Consider the following 15,072-nt stretch of genomic DNA (forward strand, 5'->3'; position numbering starts at 1 on the left):
TTCACTAGGAACAAAAATTTCTATACTTCCAGCAGCGAAGGGTGGAGCGCCTTCCACCGAATAAAAAAGGATATTCCCATGACTAAGCTGTTTTCTGCGGCTGCGCTGGCGGCCTTGACCCTGGGCGCGGTTGGTGCAGCGCAAGCCGCCGATGTGACCTTCGCCATCGGCCAGTCCGACGAATCGACCATGGTCTATCGGCTGGGCACTCAAGTCGACTTCAGCCACCGCTGGATGGAAAGCTCTACCGGCCACCTGGGTGGCTACTGGGATGCCGGCTATACCTACTGGGAAGGCGACAAGACGGCGAGCAACCACAGCCTGTCGTTCAGTCCGGTGTTCGTCTATGAGTTCAGCGGGGACAACGTGCGGCCCTACATCGAGGCTGGAGTCGGCCTGGCCTTCTTCTCCAGCACCGAGCTGGAAGGCAGCAACCTGGGCTCGTCCTTCCAGTTCGAGGATCGCCTCGGCGTTGGCCTGCGCTTCGCCGATCAGGAAGTTGGCCTGCGCGCGCTGCACTACTCCAATGCCGGGCTGAAGGAGCCGAACGGTGGCATCGAGGCCTACACCCTGCATTACCGCTTGAGTTTCTAGGGCGCGGCAAAGAAAAAATCGGCCTGTGGGCCGATTTTTTTTGTTCCTTCAAATAAGCCCACTTCAGCGATAGATGCTGGTCATGCCGCGGCGTTCGTCCAGGCATTCGGGGGAGGCGGTCTCGAATTCGCGGCAGATCAGCGGGCGCACCTCGTAGATGGTGCAGCGCATCGTGTCGCGATCCAGCGCCGCACACCAGCCGTCATCCAGGCGATGCATGACTTCACCGCCCCAGTCGTCGGTGGCGATAAAGCGCGGCGGCACCCCGGTGTCGGTGATCAGCATGACTTCCAGCTGGCAGCAGCAGGCGGCGCAGTTGCTGCAACTGACGGCGGCTTCGCTGGGCAATTGGCTGAGGGGGATCTGGGTTGGTTCGGTCATAGCGGTGCAGTGTACGCCAGGCGCGGGGCCGCATTGTATCCGGCCGACCAAAGCAGGGTGCGCCGTGCGCACCGATGAATGTGCAGCCTGAGAATGCACAAGCCTGATCCAGCTCGCGCAGCCTAGGTCGATTGGCGCGCGCGCACGCTTTGCTCGTATTGGCTGCGGTAGAGCTTGGCGAACCCGTGCAGCACGGGCATCACCAGGGCCCAGATCACGGCGAGCAGGAGCAGGGTCGGCCAGGTGCCATAAGGCAGGCCGACTCCGGCGATCTGCGCGCCCGCATAGTAGGACAGCGGGCCGGCGCAGGCCCCGAGCAGGCTGGCGCGCCACCAGGGCCGGGCGCTCCAGGCCAGGCAATGGTTGAGCGTGGTGGCCAGCAACAGCCAGAGCAGGGCCAGCCACAGCGGGATCAGGCTGCGCGGCTCGCCGAAGTCGAACACCCCGAGGTTGAGCAGGAAGCTGTCCAGGGCGCTGCCGGCGAGAAAGACGCTGATCAGCAGTTTGCCCTCGGCGGCCCAGTTGCTGACCCACAGCAGGTGCACCGCCACTGCCGCCGCGACCAGCAGCAGCCACAGGCTGTCGCCGCCGAATACGCAGGCGAGCCAGCCGAGCTGAAAGAGGAGGGCATTGGCGATCAGTTTAGGCATCGAAGTTTCCTAGCAGGGGTTGCGGTTGCGCCGCCGGCTTGGCCAGCAGTAATTGCGCGGTGCCGATGGTGCGCTCGATGAAGCCGCCCTCGCAATAGCACAGGTAGAACTCCCAGAGCCGATAGAAGTGTTCGTCGTAGCCGAGCTGCTCGAGCTTGTGCCGGGCCTGCTGCAGGTTGGCGTGCCACAGGCGCAGGGTGCGCGCGTAGTGCTGGCCGAAGTCTTCCATGTGGTGCAGGTTCATGTCGGTCTTGGCGGTGATGATTTCCAGCATCTTGTGCACCGAGGGCAGCGCGCCGCCGGGGAAGATATAGCGCTGGATGAAGTCGACACTGTGTTTCGCCTGCTCGTAGCGCTGGTCGCGGATGGTGATGGCTTGCAGCAGCATCAGTCCGTCATCTTTCAGCAGCTGCGCGCACTGCTTGAAGTAGGTGGGCAGGAAGCGGTGGCCGACGGCTTCGATCATTTCGATCGACACCAGCTTGTCGTACTGGCCCTGCAGGTCGCGGTAGTCCTCCAGCAGCAGGGTGATGCGATCGCCCAGGCCGAGTTCGGCGATGCGTCGCTCCGTGTAGGCGTATTGCTCGCACGACAAGGTGGTGGTGGTCACCTGGCAACCGTACCGGGTGGCGGCATGGATCGCCATGCTGCCCCAGCCGGTGCCGATTTCCAGCAGGTGATCGCCGGGTTTGAGCGCGAGTTTCTGGCAGATGCGTTCGAGCTTGTGCAGTTGCGCCTGCTCCAGGCTGTCGTCCGGGCGCGCGAACATGGCCGCGGAGTACATCATGGTCGGGTCGAGCAACTGCTCGAACAGCTGGTTGCCGAGGTCATAGTGGGCGGCGATATTCTTGCGCGAGCCCTTGCGGGTATTGCGATTGAGCCAGTGCAGGCTCTGCACGACAGGGCGGCCGAGCCGAGCCAGGCCGCGCTCCATGGCGTCCAGCAGTTCCAGGTTGCCGGCGAACACGCGAATCACCGCGGTGAGGTCGGGTGAACTCCAGTAACCGTGGATGTAGGCCTCGCCCGCGCCGATCGAGCCGTTGCCGGCGACCAGACCCCAGAGGGCGCCGTCCAGCACGCGGATCTCGGCGCGCAGACTGGCATTGGCATCGCCAAAATCGAGAAAATCATCACCGTCGATGAGCCGCAGGTGACCGTGACGCAACTGGCCCAGTTGGCGCAGGACGGCGTGGCGCAGCAGGCTGGCGCCGATGCCGCTGCCGGCACGCACCGAGGTTTTCGCGGATGGCAGGCTAGAGCTTTTCATGGGGCACGTCCTTCGACACTGGGCGAGCGACGCGGAATTGACCTTGCGCGGCTCGATGGCTGAATAAGGGGATGCGCTTGAGCAGCAGGCGCAGGGCTTGCCAGTAGATGGCCGCAACGGTCTTGCCGGTCATCCAGGGAAAACTGCGCAGGTAGGCGTGCAGGCTGGCGCGATCGAGTGGGCTGCGGTGCAGGCTGAGGCTGGCGTCGAACACCTTGGTCGCGCCCTGGCCGTCGCTCATCCAGTCGGCCATATGGATACCCAGGCGTTCGCCGGCGGGGCTGAAGGCCATGCGGTATTCCAGCTCGCGCGGCAGAAAGGGCGAGACATGAAAGGCCTTGGCCACGGCGAAGTGCTGATGGCCGTCGCCGTCTGCCGGCAGCACATAGTGATAGCGCTCGCGCCAGGGGGTATTGCTCACCTCGCAGAGGATCGCCTCCAGACGGCCGTCGGCGTCATGGCAGTAGAAGAAACTCACCGGATTGAAGGCCAGGCCCCAACTGCGCGGCTGGGTCAGCAGGCAGATCGAGCCCAGCGGCCTGTGACCCAGGGCCGCGCCGACGCGCTGACGCACGGCATCGCTCAGGCTGATTCCGGCGCGGGTGAACTGCGGCAGGTAGTCGGTCTCGCGAAAGGCGAACGGCGCCCAGCGGCCATTGCCGGCCAGGGGCGAAAGGTCGAACAGTTGCTGCTGCTCGTCCAGGTCCAGGTAGAGCAGGCCCATGCGATAGCGGAAGTTGTGGGCTTTGGGGGTGAAGCGCCGATGCTGCACCCAGCCGTTGTACAGGGCGCTGTTCATCACAGCTCCTCGCCAAAGGCGCGCGCCACGCGCAGGGCGCTGACCACGCCATCTTCATGGAAGCCGTTGGCCCAGTAGGCACCGCAGAAATAACTGTGCCGGGCGCCGAGCAGTTCTTCCCAACGTGCCTGTGCGGCCACGCCGGCCAGGCTGTATTGCGGGTGGGCGTAGCGATAGCGCGCGAGGATCTTGCTCGGGTCGATCAGTGCCGTCTGATTGAGGCTGACGCAGAAGGTGGTGTCGCTGTGAATACCCTGAAGGATATTCATGTTGTAAGTCACCGCCGCCGATTGGCTGCCCGACCCGCCCAGGCGATAATTCCAGCTGGCCCAGGCCAGGCGGCGCTTGGGCAGCAGGCGGGTGTCGCTGTGCAGCACTACATCGTTGTCGGCATAGGGCATGGCGCCAAGAATCTCCTGCTCGGTCGGCGAGGGGGCGGCGAGCAGCTCCAGGGCCTGGTCGCTGTGGCAGGCGAACACCACCTTGTCGAAACGCTGGCGGCCGGCGCGGGTATGCAGGGTGACGCCGTGCTCGTCTCGTTCGACCCGTAGCACTGGACAGTTCAGGCGAATGTGCTGCTTGAACGAGGAGCACAAGGGCGCCACATAGCTGCGCGAACCGCCTTCGACCACGCACCACTGCGGGCGGTTGCTGAGCGACAGCAAGCCGTGATTGTTGAAGAAGCGCACGAAGAATTGCAGCGGGAAGCCGAGCATGTCGGCCAGCGACATCGACCAGATCGCCGCCCCCATCGGCACTATGTAGTGCTGGATGAAGCGCTCGCCGTAGCCGCGCTGCTCGAGGTAGTCGCCGAGGCTGGTGGCGGCATCGATGCGCTGCTGCTGCAGGTCGTCCAGTGCCTCGCGGTTGAAACGCAGGATGTCGCGCAGCATGCCGAAGAACTTCGGCGACAGCAGGTTGCGGCGCTGAGCGAACAGACTGTTGAGGGTGTGGCCGTTGTACTCCACGCCGCTGTGCGGATCAGTCACCGAGAAGCTCATTTCGGTGGGTTTGTAGCCGACGCCGAGCTGCTCGAGCAGGCGGATGAAGTTCGGGTAGGTCCAGTCGTTGAACACGATAAAGCCGGTGTCGATCGCGTAGGGGTGACCGTCGACTTGGATGTCCACCGTATGGGTATGGCCGCCGACCCAGTCGCCGGCCTCGAACAGGGTGATCGCATGGTTGCGATTGAGCAGGTAGGCGCTGGTCAGGCCGGCGATGCCACTGCCGATAATGGCGATTCTCATGCGCGGTCCTCGGCGGTGCGGGCCATGCGTGTGCCGATGGCCACCTGCAGGCGTTTGGGCAGGTGGGCCAGCAGCCGCAGGATGGCGATGAAGGGCCCGGGAAAGGCGATCTCGTAGGGGCGCTGCTCCAGCCGCTCGGCGATATGCCGGGCGGCCTTGTCCACCGGCCAGCGCATCGGCATGGGGAAATCGTTCTTCTGCGTCAGCGGGGTGTCGACGAAGCCGGGGCTGACCAAGGTGACGGCGATGCCCTCGGCCGCCAGGTCGAGGCGCAGTGCTTCCAGCAGGTAGCGCATGCCGGCCTTCGAGGCGCCGTAGGCCGCGGCGCGCGGCAGCGGCAGGTAGGTCACCGAGCTGCCGATGCCGACCAGGTGTGGCTCACGGCCCAGGCGCAGCAGCGGCAGCGCCGCTTCGATGCAGTAGCTGGCGGAGAACAGGTTGGCCCGCACCACCCGCTCGATCATCGCGGCCTCGAAGGCCTGTACGTCGACGTATTCGCAGGTGCCGGCATTCAGAATCACGGTGTCCAGTGCCCCCCAGAGCTGGGCGATGCGCTCGCCGATCGCCCGGACTTGGGCGGCGTCGCTGAGATCGCCAGGGGCTACCAGAACCTGCCCGGGGTAGCGCTCGGCCAGGCTCAGCAAGGGCGCAGCCGTGCGCGCACTGAGCGCCAGGCGATGACCGCGTTGCAGCAGCAGTTCGGCCAGGGCCGCGCCGATGCCGCTGCTGGCGCCGGTGAGCCAGATGCGTCTCATGCCAGTCGCCTTTTCAGCCAGCGGATGGCCTGGCCGAGCAGGGGCAGGTGCTCGTAGAGCAGGCCGCCGGCATCGAAGAAATCACGGTGCTGATGAACCTTGTCGGTCCACAGCAGGTGCGAGCAGCCTTCCACACGGATCAGCTGGCCGGCGGCCAGGCGCGGGTGGCGGTAGCTCATCGTCCAGCGCAGGTAGCCTTCGCCCGGGCGCACCTGATCGAAGCCGTAGAAATCGAAGCGCAGCTCGCTGACATTGGCGTACAGCTCGGCGAAATAGCGCTGCATGTCGGCCAGCCCGCGCACTTCATGCAGCGGGTCGCGCAGCAGTGCATCGTTGCTGTACAAGTCGCCGAGGCGCTCGAGGTTGTCCTTGTTCAGGGCCGCGAAGCCCTGGGCGAACTGACGCAGAAAATCGCTCATGCCGGTGTCTCCGCCGCCAGCTGCGGCAGGCGCTTGAAGGCTGCCAGGGCGCGGGCGCGGCTGCTGCCGAGGTCGACCATCGGCCGCGGGTAATCCGCCACGCCAAACAAGCCGCCCATGGCTGCCGGGTTGTGGATGTCCTTGTTGTTCAAGCCGGTCAATTCGGGCAGCCAGTGGCGGATAAAGCGACCGTCCGGGTCGAAGCGCTGCGATTGGCTGAGCGGGTTGAAGATGCGGAAGTAGGGGGCCGAGTCGGTGCCGGTGGACGAGCTCCACTGCCAGCCGCCATTGTTGGCCGCCAGGTCGCCGTCGATCAGGTGGCGCATGAAGAAGCGCTCGCCTTCGCGCCAGTCGATCAGCAGGTTCTTGGTCAGGAACATCGCCACGATCATGCGCAGGCGGTTGTGCATCCAGCCGGTGGCAAGCAGCTGGCGCATCGCGGCATCGATGATCGGCAAGCCGGTGCGGCCTTGTTGCCAGGCGGCCAGTTCGTCCGGCGCCTGGCGCCAGGCCAGGGCGTCGGTGTCCGGGCGGAACGCGCGGTGCATGGACACGCGCGGGTAGCCGACCAGGATGTGTTTGTAGAACTCGCGCCAGAGCAGCTCGTTGATCCAGGTGACGATGCCGCTGTTGCCGCTGTCGAACTCGCCCCGGTTGGCTTGCAGGGCGGCGTGCAGGCACTGGCGTGGCGACAGCACACCGGCGGCGAGGTAGGCGGACAAGCGGCTGGTGCCGGGTTTGCCCGGCAAGTCGCGCTCACTCTGGTAGTAGTTGATCTGCTCGTCGGCGAAGTCCAGCAGGCGTCTGTTGGCTTCCTCCTCGCCGGCTGGCCAGAGCAGGCGCAGGCTGGCGGCGGGTGGCGTAAAACCCGCTACTGCGTCGGGAATCGGGTCACTGGCGATAGGCAGCGGCAGCTGCGCGGACGGGCGCTTGACCGGCGCGGGCAGGGCGCTGTGCAGACGCTGGTAGCAGACCTTGCGGAACTGGCTGTAGACCTGGAAATAGCCGCCGGACTTGGTCAGCACGCTGCCGGGGCGGAACAATAGCTGATCGAGGTGGCTGCGGAAGTTGATCCCGAGCGCGTCCAGCGCCTGGGCCACGGCCTGGTCGCGGCGACTTTCGTGGACGCCGTATTCCTCGTTGACCTGAACGCTGCCAATCTGCAATTGCTGGCAGAGCTCGGCGATTACCCGCGGCGCGGCGCTCCAGTCGTCGGCCTGACGCACCAGCAGGGGCACGTTGAGGGCGCCCAGTTCGCGGCTCAGTTCGGCCAGGTTGCGCAGCCAGAAATCGACCTTGCTCGGCGCATCGTCATGGGCTTGCCATTGCCCGGGGCTGAGCAGGAACAGGGCGACCGTCGGCCCGGCCGCCATGGCTGCGGCCAGGGCGCTGTTGTCCTGCACGCGCAGGTCGGTGCGCAGCCATAGCAGTTGTGAGGTGGTCATTGGCTATCCAGCAGGTTGCGAGTGGAAAGAATGTGCAGGGCGCTCAGCGGGTCTGGCGCCATGTCCAGCGCGCTGTCCTGTCGGGCCAGGGCCTGCAGCTCCTGGTGGTGGATGTGCGCCGCCGGGCCGATGACCAGGCACGGGCAGCTGTAGCCCGCCTGCAGGCGCGGCCAATGCGCGCTGTGCAGCGCCTGGCTGGAATAGAGCAGCAGCGCCTTGGGCTGGATGTGCTCGATCGCCATGGCCAGCTCCGCCGGTGGCACTGGCCAATCGAAGACCTCCACCGCCGAGCCGGCACTGCTGGCCAGCCAGGCGGTGAGCCACAGCCCCGGCTCCATCGGCAAGTCGGAAAGATTGACCAGCAGCAGGGGGGCGCCGCTCTGCTGGCGGTTGTTGTGGTACAGCCGCGCGCCGAGCTTGCTGCGCAGCCAGGAATAGAAGAACACCCGCTCGGCCTGGGCGCCGAACTGGCCGCGCCAGCGCAGTTCCAGGGCATCGAGCAGGGGTAGCAGCAGCTGTTTGCACAGGGTGTGCGGCGGGTAGAGCGCCAGCTCGCTGTTGAAACACTCGTCCAGGCGGCGCTCGGCCAGGTTGCAGATGGCCTCCTGCAGGCGCTGGCATTTCTCGTCCCATTGCGAGGTGGCTTCGGCAAACGCCGGCTGGTTGGCGCGCAGCAGGCCCTTGACCTGGCCAACCGAAACGCCCCGGTTGAGCCAGGTGAGGATGGTGTGGATCTGCGCCACATGGTCGGCCGAGTAGAGGCGATGACCCTTGGGCGTGCGGTGCGGCACGATCAGGCCATAACGGCGTTCCCAGGCCCGCAGAGTCACGGCGTTGACTCCGGTCAGCCGGGCGACGTCGCGAATCGGCAGGAAGCCCTTGGCCAATGCGCTCTGGTAATCATCGCCAGCAGCGGCGGGCTCGTCGTGCTGGGTCAGTTGCTGAGTGAGTTCATCCATGATCAGAGGGCGTTACGCAGACTGAGGGTTTCCGGGTGTGGCTGCAGATAAACCTGGGTGGCCACATAGTCGTGCGGGTGACGCCGGAAGTGATGCTTGAGCAGGGTCAGGGGTACCACCAGCGGCACGATGCCGTCGCGGTATTGGCCGATCAGCTGCTGCATTTCCTGGCGGTCTGCGCTGCTCAGGGCTTTCTTGAGGTAGCCGCTGAGGTGCTGCAGCGTGTTGCTGTGGGTGCGCCGGGTCGCGCACTTCTTCAATGCCGCCATCAGTTCGCTGAAGTAGCGCGGCGCCAGTTCCTGCAGGTCATGCTGGTGCAGGTTGCCGAGCAGGCGGCCGAGCGCCTTGTATTGCAGCGGATGGGTGGCCATCAGCAGGTATTTGTAGCGCGAGTGGAAGTCCAGCAGGGTCTTGCGGGTCAGGCCGTCGCGCAGCAGTTGCTGCCATTGCGCGTAGGCGAACACGCGGGTGATGAAGTTCTCGCGCAGGATGGGGTCGTTGAGCCGGCCATCTTCCTCCACCGGCAGGTCCGGGCGGCGGGCACAGAACGCCTCGGCGTAGAGGCCGCGGCCCTTGGGTTCGCTGGGGCGGCCGTTGTCCTGGTAGACCTTGACCCGCTCCAGGCCACAGGACGGTGATTGCTGCATGAAGATGTAGCCGCAGATATCGTCCAGCGCTCCTGCCATCTGGGCGCCGTAGGCCGCCAACGCTTCAGTGTGGTCGCGCTCACGCTGCACGGTACCCACTGCGCGGGGCGCGGCGGGGTCACCGACCAGGCGGATGGGTTCGCGCGGGGTGCCCAAGCCAATAGCCACTTCCGGGCACAGCGGGACGAAATCGAAATACTCGGTGAGGACGCGGTTGCACAACCGTGATTCCTTGTGGCCGCCGTTGTAACGCACTTCCGCGCCAAGCAGGCAGGCGCTGATGGCGAGTTTGGGTTTGCTGGTGGCGACCTGGGGCAGGTTCATGGCACAACCTCTGATGTTTTCTTGTACATAAAAATGTGGATGTACAACTTGTGTTCATCATAGGTGCGCAATTGTACAAGTCAAATGTTTTGTACAGTTGTTGTGACGTTTTTTGGCCGGGCAGGCGTCGACCGCCGCGCTGTGCGATGTCGGCGGTTCGCTGGCATGGGGATGAAAGAGGAGGAGTCGACTAGTGTCGAAGCAGCGTTGAAATGTCGGTTTGGGAGTAGCCGGCAAACTGAAACACTTGACCGTGGGAGGCGCTTTAGCGGCGCTGGCGCGCAGCGCCCTTGATCGAGGCTATCGCGGGCCACCCGTGACTCACTATCGGTCATATGTGAACGCTTAACCGCTGGCGTGTCACTCGTGCGGGCGCAGACCTGCCGCAGTGGCGGCAGGCTGATCGAGGCTGTGCTACTTCCAGCCCATGTGCCAGCTCATGGCATCTTCCAGTGCTCGCCAGTCCAGGCGCTGGCAGCGTTGGCTGAGCACTGCCTGCAGTTCGATCTGCAGCACCTGGCCTTGTTCATCGCAGAACAGTTCGCTGACCAGGAAGTGTTTCTCGCGATTTTGCGGCTGTACTGCCGTCCATTTGGACAGCAGTAGTTTGCCTGGGTTGAGGCGGTGCCTGGCGGTAGCCTTGGCCGCTGCACCGCTCATTGCAGGTGTGCCAGCAGTTTGCGCGCCGCGTCCTGACCGCTCAGCCAGGCACCCTCGACTCGGCCGGACAGGCACCAGTCACCGCAGGCATAGAGGCCCAGGTCGACATCGGCCAGCGAGCCCCACTGGTGGGCGCTGGCAGGGCGGGCGTAGAGCCAGCGGTGCGCCAGGCTGAAGATGGGCGCCGGCATGGCGCAGTCGATCAGCTCGGCAAAGGCACCGTGCAACTGTTCGATCACCGCCTCTTTGGGCATGTCCAGGTGCTGTTTGCTCCAGCTGCTGCTGGCGTGCAGCACCCAGGTGTCCGGGCTGCCATCGCGGCCGGGTTTGCTGCGGTTGCGCGTCAGCCAGTCGAGCGGGCTGTCCTGGACGAAGCAGCCGTCGACCTTGGTGTCCAGCGGGGTGGCGAAGGCCAGGGCGACTGCCCAGGTCGGCTCCATGACCACGCTGGAAGCTGCGCCGGCGAGTTTCGGCGCGGCCGCCAGCAGGGCGCTGGCTTGCGGTGCCGGGGCGGCGATCACCACATGGCTGAAGGGGCCGTGGCTATGCCCTTCGGCGTCCTGCAGGCTCCAGTGTTGCGTGCCGTGGAACACTTCGGTGATCCGGCAGGAGAAATGCACCGGCAAGGCGCCGAGTATGGCGCGGGTAATGGCGCTCATGCGCGGGCTGCCGACCCAGCGCACCTGCTCGTCCGGCGAGGCGCTGAGTTGACCGTTTTTGCTGTGATAGAGGTTCGGCGTCCACTCGGCGACCCAGCCGCGGGCCTGCCACTGCTGGACCACATCGACGAAGCGGCGATCGCGGGCAGTGAAGTACTGCGCGCCCAGGTCCAGGGCGCCGACATCGCTGCGCTTGCTGGCCATGCGGCCGCCGCTGCCACGGCTTTTGTCGAACAGTTGAACCTCATGTCCGGCGGTGTGCAGGGCTTGGGCGGCGGACAGTCCGGCAATGCCGGTGCCGATGATGGCGATGGGTGCGGTCATATCTACCTCTTGCTGTGGAGCGCTTGCAGGCTGTTGAAAGGCTACTGCGCTCGGCTATGCGGCTGCAACGTAGCGAAGCGGAGTAACAGCCAGGGCTGGCCCCTTGGGGCGAGCATCGCGAGTCACTTGTACAGCTCGTACACTCCTTGACTCGGCCGGTCTTCGACTGACCGTCGCTCGCTGCCTCTCCCAGTGGCTTGCCAGGCTACTATTTAAACAATACCTGTACAATTATTGTTGTATGTACAGGGCTTATCGGATTCAATCGTGCCTCTCTTCATTAAAGACAATCCTGAGCCGGATTAAAGGCACGTTGCCCCCTGATAAACCAGACTGATGGCTATCAGGTTGGCGAATGCCATGCGAGGAGGATGCCATGCATATATTGCTCACCGGTGGGACCGGGTTGATTGGTCGCGGTCTTTGTCGCCATTGGGCGCAGCAGGGCCACCAGTTGACGGTGTGGAGCCGCAGCCCGCAGCGGGTCGCGGCGTTGTGCGGGGCGCAGGTGCGCGGCATCGGTCAGCTCGAAGAACTGGGCGCTGAGCCGGTGGACGCGGTGGTCAATCTGGCCGGCGCGCCGATTGCCGACCGGCCCTGGACCAGCAAGCGCAAGACCCTGTTGTGGGCCAGTCGCATCACCCTTACCGAGCAGTTGCTGAGCTGGCTGCAGGGGCGCACCGAGCGGCCGCGGGTATTGTTGTCCGGTTCGGCGGTGGGCTGGTATGGCGATGGCGGCGAGCGTGAGCTGCACGAGGATACGCCGCCGGTCTGCGAGGATTTCGCCGCGCAACTGTGCGGCGCCTGGGAGGAGACCGCGCAGCGCGCCGAAGCCTTGGGCATTCGTGTGGTGCTGGTGCGCACCGGTTTGGTGCTGGCTCGTGAGGGTGGCTTTCTCAAGCGCCTGTTGTTGCCATTCAAGCTCGGTCTGGGCGGGCGCCTGGGCGATGGTCGGCAGTGGATGCCGTGGGTGCATGTGGCCGATCAAATCGCCCTGATGGATTTTCTCTTGCAGCAGGAGTCGGCCAGCGGTCCTTATAATGCCTGCAGCCCGAACCCGGTGCGCAATGCCGAGTTTGCCCGTGCGCTGGGCCGTGCCCTGCACCGGCCGGTGCTATTGCCGGTGCCGGCCGTGGTGTTGCGCGCCGGTCTGGGCGAATTGTCCGGCCTGCTGCTGGGCGGTCAGCGTGCCTTGCCGGTGCGCCTGAGCGAGGCCGGCTTTCGTTTTCGTTTCACCGATCTGGATACGGCCCTGGCGGATCTGCTGGGCGACACTGACTGATAAGGATTCTGCATGAGCAATCACGCCTTGCTGCTGGTCAACCTGGGCTCCCCGGCGTCGACCGAAGTGGCTGATGTACGGCGCTACCTCAATCAATTTCTGATGGACCCCTATGTGGTCGACTTGCCCTGGCCGCTGCGGCGCTTGCTGGTGTCGCTGATTCTGATCAAACGACCCGCAGCCTCGGCCCATGCCTATGCGTCGATCTGGTGGGCGGACGGCTCGCCGCTGGTGGTGTTGAGCCGGCGCCTGCAGACGGCGATGAAGGCGCAGTGGACCCAGGGCCCGGTCGAACTGGCGATGCGCTACGGTGAGCCATCGATCGAGACGGTGCTCCAGCGTCTGGCGGCGCAAGGCATCCAGCAGGTGACCTTGGCGCCGCTGTATCCGCAGTTTGCCGACAGCACCACCACTACTGTGATCGAGGAAGCCAGGCGGGTGGTGCGTGCGGGTAATCTGGACATGGGTTTCTCCATCCTGCCGCCGTTCTACGACCAGCCGGAATACATCGATGCCCTGGTCGATAGCGCCAGGCCTTACCTCGAACAGGACTTCGACCACCTGTTGCTGAGCTTTCACGGCTTGCCGGAGCGCCATCTGCGCAAGCTCGACCCAAGCAAGCACTGCCTCAAAGGCCCCGACTGCTGCCAGACAGCACCGCCGCAAGTGCTCGCGACCTGCTACCGGGCGCAGTGCATGCGCAGCGCCGCCGCTTTTGCCGAGCGCATGGGCCTGCGTCCGGAGCAGTGGTCGGTGTCCTTCCAGTCGCGTCTGGGGCGGGATAAGTGGATCGAACCCTATACCGAAAGCCGCCTCGAGGCGCTGGCCGGGCAGGGCGTGAAGAAACTGCTGGTGATGTGCCCGGCGTTCGTTGCCGACTGCATCGAAACCCTGGAGGAGATCGGCGATCGCGGTCTGGAGCAATTCCAGTCCGCCGGTGGCGAAAGCCTGCAGCTGGTGCCCTGCCTCAACGATCACCCGAGTTGGGTAGCGGCGCTCAAGACCCTCAGCGAACGGGCGCCACTGATGCTCTGACGGCACGCTGGCAGCGACGGATGGGGCTCCGGAGCAGTCCGTCCGTCGCGCTGCACTGCGGGTAATCCAGGTTAGGGTTTGCCGGGCGGACCATTCGCCCGAAAGGATGCGTTGCATTCGGCAGTTTGATAACACCTCCGGGCGATACTCACCGCTGTGTATATCGGCCTAAGCTGGCGGCACTTTCAACCGTCGCGCATCGCGTAAGCGGTGCCGAGGAGACCGCCAGTGCCCAACAACAATAAAGGCTATCCCTCCAGTACCCGCGCCTGGGCTACTGTCGCCATTTTGATGGTGGCCTACGTGCTGTCGTTTATCGACCGGCAGATTCTCAACCTGCTGGTCGGCCCCATCCGTCGCGACCTGATGATCAGCGACACCCAGATGAGCCTGCTGATGGGCTTGTCCTTCGCCCTGTTCTATACCGTATGCGGCATTCCCCTGGGGCGCCTGGCCGATACCAGGAGCAGGCGCGGGCTGATCGCCATCGGCATCCTGTTCTGGAGCGCGGCCACCGCCGCCTGCGGTATGGCCAGGCTGTACTGGCAGTTCCTGATCTGCCGGATCGGTGTCGGCGTCGGCGAGGCGGCCCTGTCGCCCGCGGCCTACTCGTTGATCGCCGACAGCTTCCCCGCCGAGCGCCGCGCCACCGCCATCAGCGTCTACTCGATGGGGGTCTATCTGGGCTCGGGGCTGGCCTTTCTGTTTGGCGGCCTGGTCATCAAGCTGGCCTCGGCCCAGGGCGACGTGTTGCTGCCGGTGGTCGGCGAAGTGCGCCCCTGGCAGCTGATTTTTCTCGCCCTGGGCGCCGCCGGGGTGCTCTTCACCCTGCTCATGCTGGCGGTCAAGGAACCGGCCCGGCGCGGTGTCGGCGCCGGTGTCGCGGTGCCGCTGGCGGATGTCGGCCGCTATATCCGCGCCAACAAACGCACCGTGCTCTGCCATAACTTCGGCTTCGCCGGCCTGGCATTCGCCGGGTACGGCAGTGCGGCCTGGATTCCAACCTTCTTCATCCGCACCTACGGCTGGGACGCCGGCCAGGTCGGCATCGTCTACGGCAGCATAGTGGCGGTATTCGGTTGCCTGGGCATCGTCTTCGGCGGGCGTCTGGCCGACTGGATGGCCAGGCGCGGCAGCAGCGACGCCAATATGCGTGTCGGTCTGTATGCCGCCCTAGGTGCAGTGCCCTTCGTGCTGGCCTTCCCGTTGATGGAAAGCGCGCTCTGGGCGGCGATTCTGATCGCCCCGGCGGTGTTCTTCCTGAGCATGCCGTTCGGCGTCGCCCCGGCGGCGATCCAGGAAATCATGCCCAACTCGATGCGCGGCCAGGCCTCGGCGATCTACCTGTTCGTCATCACCCTGATCGGCCTGGGCATCGGCCCGACGGCGGTGGCGCTGGTGACCGACTATGTATTCGGCGACGACCAGGCGCTGCGCTACTCGCTGCTGATCGTCACCAGCATCGCCGTATTCAGCTCGGTCGTGTTGCTGAGCATGAGCCTCAAACCCTATCGGGACAGCGTGGTGCGCCTGCAGCAATGGGCGGCCAAGGAGGCCTGAGAGCGTGCGCGTACTGCCTTGGCCAGGTCAGGGCCGGCTGGCTTGCCGAGGTGACTTCTGCGGGT

The 15,072-nt window shown here is 65.1% G+C and carries 16 protein-coding genes; 4 read left to right on the forward strand and 12 right to left on the reverse strand.

The features are described from left to right. The first annotated feature begins 78 nt into the window (after positions 1-78). Complete coding sequence (locus R3355_RS11460; RefSeq protein WP_318961291.1) at positions 79-594, forward strand: acyloxyacyl hydrolase; 516 nt, start codon at positions 79-81, stop codon at positions 592-594. 63 nt (positions 595-657) lie between these two features. Here the strand turns inward: R3355_RS11460 and R3355_RS11465 are convergent, their stop codons facing one another. The 12 genes from R3355_RS11465 to R3355_RS11520 all read right to left on the reverse strand — a co-directional run bounded on the left by R3355_RS11465 (position 658) and on the right by R3355_RS11520 (position 11,130). Then, positions 658-975, reverse strand: coding sequence for a YkgJ family cysteine cluster protein (locus R3355_RS11465; protein ID WP_318949783.1), 318 nt, complete (start codon positions 973-975; stop codon positions 658-660). A gap of 122 nt (positions 976-1,097) precedes the next feature. Continuing rightward, positions 1,098-1,625: a DUF2878 domain-containing protein gene (locus tag R3355_RS11470; protein ID WP_318961292.1), complete on the reverse strand. Its 528-nt coding sequence runs from the start codon at positions 1,623-1,625 to the stop codon at positions 1,098-1,100. Continuing rightward, on the reverse strand, positions 1,618-2,892 hold the full coding sequence (locus R3355_RS11475; protein ID WP_318961293.1) for a cyclopropane-fatty-acyl-phospholipid synthase family protein: 1,275 nt from the start codon (positions 2,890-2,892) through the stop codon (positions 1,618-1,620). Before R3355_RS11475 ends, R3355_RS11470 begins: the two co-directional genes overlap by 8 nt. Beyond that, a complete protein-coding gene (locus R3355_RS11480; protein WP_318961294.1) occupies positions 2,879-3,691 on the reverse strand; it encodes a DUF1365 domain-containing protein in 813 nt (270 codons plus the stop codon). Before R3355_RS11480 ends, R3355_RS11475 begins: the two co-directional genes overlap by 14 nt. Beyond that, positions 3,691-4,938 (reverse strand): NAD(P)/FAD-dependent oxidoreductase, encoded by a 1,248-nt coding sequence (locus R3355_RS11485; protein WP_318961295.1) that lies wholly within the window; start codon positions 4,936-4,938, stop codon positions 3,691-3,693. Before R3355_RS11485 ends, R3355_RS11480 begins: the two co-directional genes overlap by 1 nt. Further along, complete coding sequence (locus tag R3355_RS11490) at positions 4,935-5,693, reverse strand: SDR family NAD(P)-dependent oxidoreductase (protein ID WP_318961296.1); 759 nt, start codon at positions 5,691-5,693, stop codon at positions 4,935-4,937. Before R3355_RS11490 ends, R3355_RS11485 begins: the two co-directional genes overlap by 4 nt. Continuing rightward, on the reverse strand, positions 5,690-6,112 hold the full coding sequence (locus R3355_RS11495) for a nuclear transport factor 2 family protein (RefSeq protein WP_318961297.1): 423 nt from the start codon (positions 6,110-6,112) through the stop codon (positions 5,690-5,692). Before R3355_RS11495 ends, R3355_RS11490 begins: the two co-directional genes overlap by 4 nt. After that, complete coding sequence (gene phrB / locus R3355_RS11500; RefSeq protein WP_318961298.1) at positions 6,109-7,557, reverse strand: deoxyribodipyrimidine photo-lyase; 1,449 nt, start codon at positions 7,555-7,557, stop codon at positions 6,109-6,111. The genes R3355_RS11495 and phrB overlap by 4 nt, the downstream gene beginning before the upstream one ends. Then, on the reverse strand, positions 7,554-8,516 hold the full coding sequence (locus R3355_RS11505; protein WP_318961299.1) for a MerR family transcriptional regulator: 963 nt from the start codon (positions 8,514-8,516) through the stop codon (positions 7,554-7,556). The genes phrB and R3355_RS11505 overlap by 4 nt, the downstream gene beginning before the upstream one ends. Positions 8,517-8,518: 2 nt before the next feature. Beyond that, positions 8,519-9,487, reverse strand: coding sequence for a YbgA family protein (locus R3355_RS11510; RefSeq protein WP_413243502.1), 969 nt, complete (start codon positions 9,485-9,487; stop codon positions 8,519-8,521). Positions 9,488-9,901: 414 nt separating this feature from the next. Continuing rightward, positions 9,902-10,147, reverse strand: a complete 246-nt coding sequence (locus tag R3355_RS11515) for a TIGR02450 family Trp-rich protein (RefSeq protein WP_318961300.1) — start codon at positions 10,145-10,147, stop codon at positions 9,902-9,904. Further along, entirely contained in the window at positions 10,144-11,130 is a 987-nt protein-coding gene (locus R3355_RS11520) for an NAD(P)/FAD-dependent oxidoreductase (protein ID WP_318961301.1), read from the reverse strand. The genes R3355_RS11515 and R3355_RS11520 overlap by 4 nt, the downstream gene beginning before the upstream one ends. Positions 11,131-11,506: 376 nt before the next feature. Here R3355_RS11520 and R3355_RS11525 point away from each other — a divergent pair, with 376 nt between their 5' ends. The 3 genes from R3355_RS11525 (at position 11,507) to R3355_RS11535 (ending at position 15,007) form a co-directional block, all read left to right on the forward strand. Then, positions 11,507-12,412 (forward strand): TIGR01777 family oxidoreductase, encoded by a 906-nt coding sequence (locus R3355_RS11525; RefSeq protein ID WP_318961302.1) that lies wholly within the window; start codon positions 11,507-11,509, stop codon positions 12,410-12,412. 12 nt (positions 12,413-12,424) lie between these two features. Further along, complete coding sequence (gene hemH / locus R3355_RS11530; RefSeq protein ID WP_318961303.1) at positions 12,425-13,447, forward strand: ferrochelatase; 1,023 nt, start codon at positions 12,425-12,427, stop codon at positions 13,445-13,447. 228 nt (positions 13,448-13,675) lie between these two features. Further along, the gene (locus tag R3355_RS11535; protein ID WP_318961304.1) at positions 13,676-15,007 is read left to right on the forward strand and encodes an MFS transporter; all 1,332 of its coding nucleotides are present in this window, start codon (positions 13,676-13,678) and stop codon (positions 15,005-15,007) included. The last annotated feature ends 65 nt before the right edge of the window (positions 15,008-15,072 follow it).

Source organism: Pseudomonas sp. (assembly GCF_033723075.1).
Taxonomy (GTDB): Bacteria; Pseudomonadota; Gammaproteobacteria; order Pseudomonadales; family Pseudomonadaceae; genus Aquipseudomonas.

Excerpts from the sequence above, each read along its gene's own strand:
- R3355_RS11510 (WP_413243502.1), bottom strand. The coding sequence starts at position 9,487 with ATGAACCTGCCCCAGGTCGCCACCAGCAAACCCAAACTCGCCATCAGC.
- R3355_RS11505 (WP_318961299.1), bottom strand. The coding sequence starts at position 8,516 with ATGGATGAACTCACTCAGCAACTGACCCAGCACGACGAGCCCGCCGCT.
- R3355_RS11475 (WP_318961293.1), bottom strand. The coding sequence starts at position 2,892 with ATGAAAAGCTCTAGCCTGCCATCCGCGAAAACCTCGGTGCGTGCCGGC.
- R3355_RS11480 (WP_318961294.1), bottom strand. The coding sequence starts at position 3,691 with ATGAACAGCGCCCTGTACAACGGCTGGGTGCAGCATCGGCGCTTCACC.
- R3355_RS11485 (WP_318961295.1), bottom strand. The coding sequence starts at position 4,938 with ATGAGAATCGCCATTATCGGCAGTGGCATCGCCGGCCTGACCAGCGCC.
- phrB (WP_318961298.1), bottom strand. The coding sequence starts at position 7,557 with ATGACCACCTCACAACTGCTATGGCTGCGCACCGACCTGCGCGTGCAG.
- R3355_RS11460 (WP_318961291.1), top strand. The coding sequence starts at position 79 with ATGACTAAGCTGTTTTCTGCGGCTGCGCTGGCGGCCTTGACCCTGGGC.
- R3355_RS11490 (WP_318961296.1), bottom strand. The coding sequence starts at position 5,693 with ATGAGACGCATCTGGCTCACCGGCGCCAGCAGCGGCATCGGCGCGGCC.
- R3355_RS11520 (WP_318961301.1), bottom strand. The coding sequence starts at position 11,130 with ATGACCGCACCCATCGCCATCATCGGCACCGGCATTGCCGGACTGTCC.
- R3355_RS11465 (WP_318949783.1), bottom strand. The coding sequence starts at position 975 with ATGACCGAACCAACCCAGATCCCCCTCAGCCAATTGCCCAGCGAAGCC.
- R3355_RS11495 (WP_318961297.1), bottom strand. The coding sequence starts at position 6,112 with ATGAGCGATTTTCTGCGTCAGTTCGCCCAGGGCTTCGCGGCCCTGAAC.
- R3355_RS11470 (WP_318961292.1), bottom strand. The coding sequence starts at position 1,625 with ATGCCTAAACTGATCGCCAATGCCCTCCTCTTTCAGCTCGGCTGGCTC.
- hemH (WP_318961303.1), top strand. The coding sequence starts at position 12,425 with ATGAGCAATCACGCCTTGCTGCTGGTCAACCTGGGCTCCCCGGCGTCG.
- R3355_RS11515 (WP_318961300.1), bottom strand. The coding sequence starts at position 10,147 with ATGAGCGGTGCAGCGGCCAAGGCTACCGCCAGGCACCGCCTCAACCCA.
- R3355_RS11525 (WP_318961302.1), top strand. The coding sequence starts at position 11,507 with ATGCATATATTGCTCACCGGTGGGACCGGGTTGATTGGTCGCGGTCTT.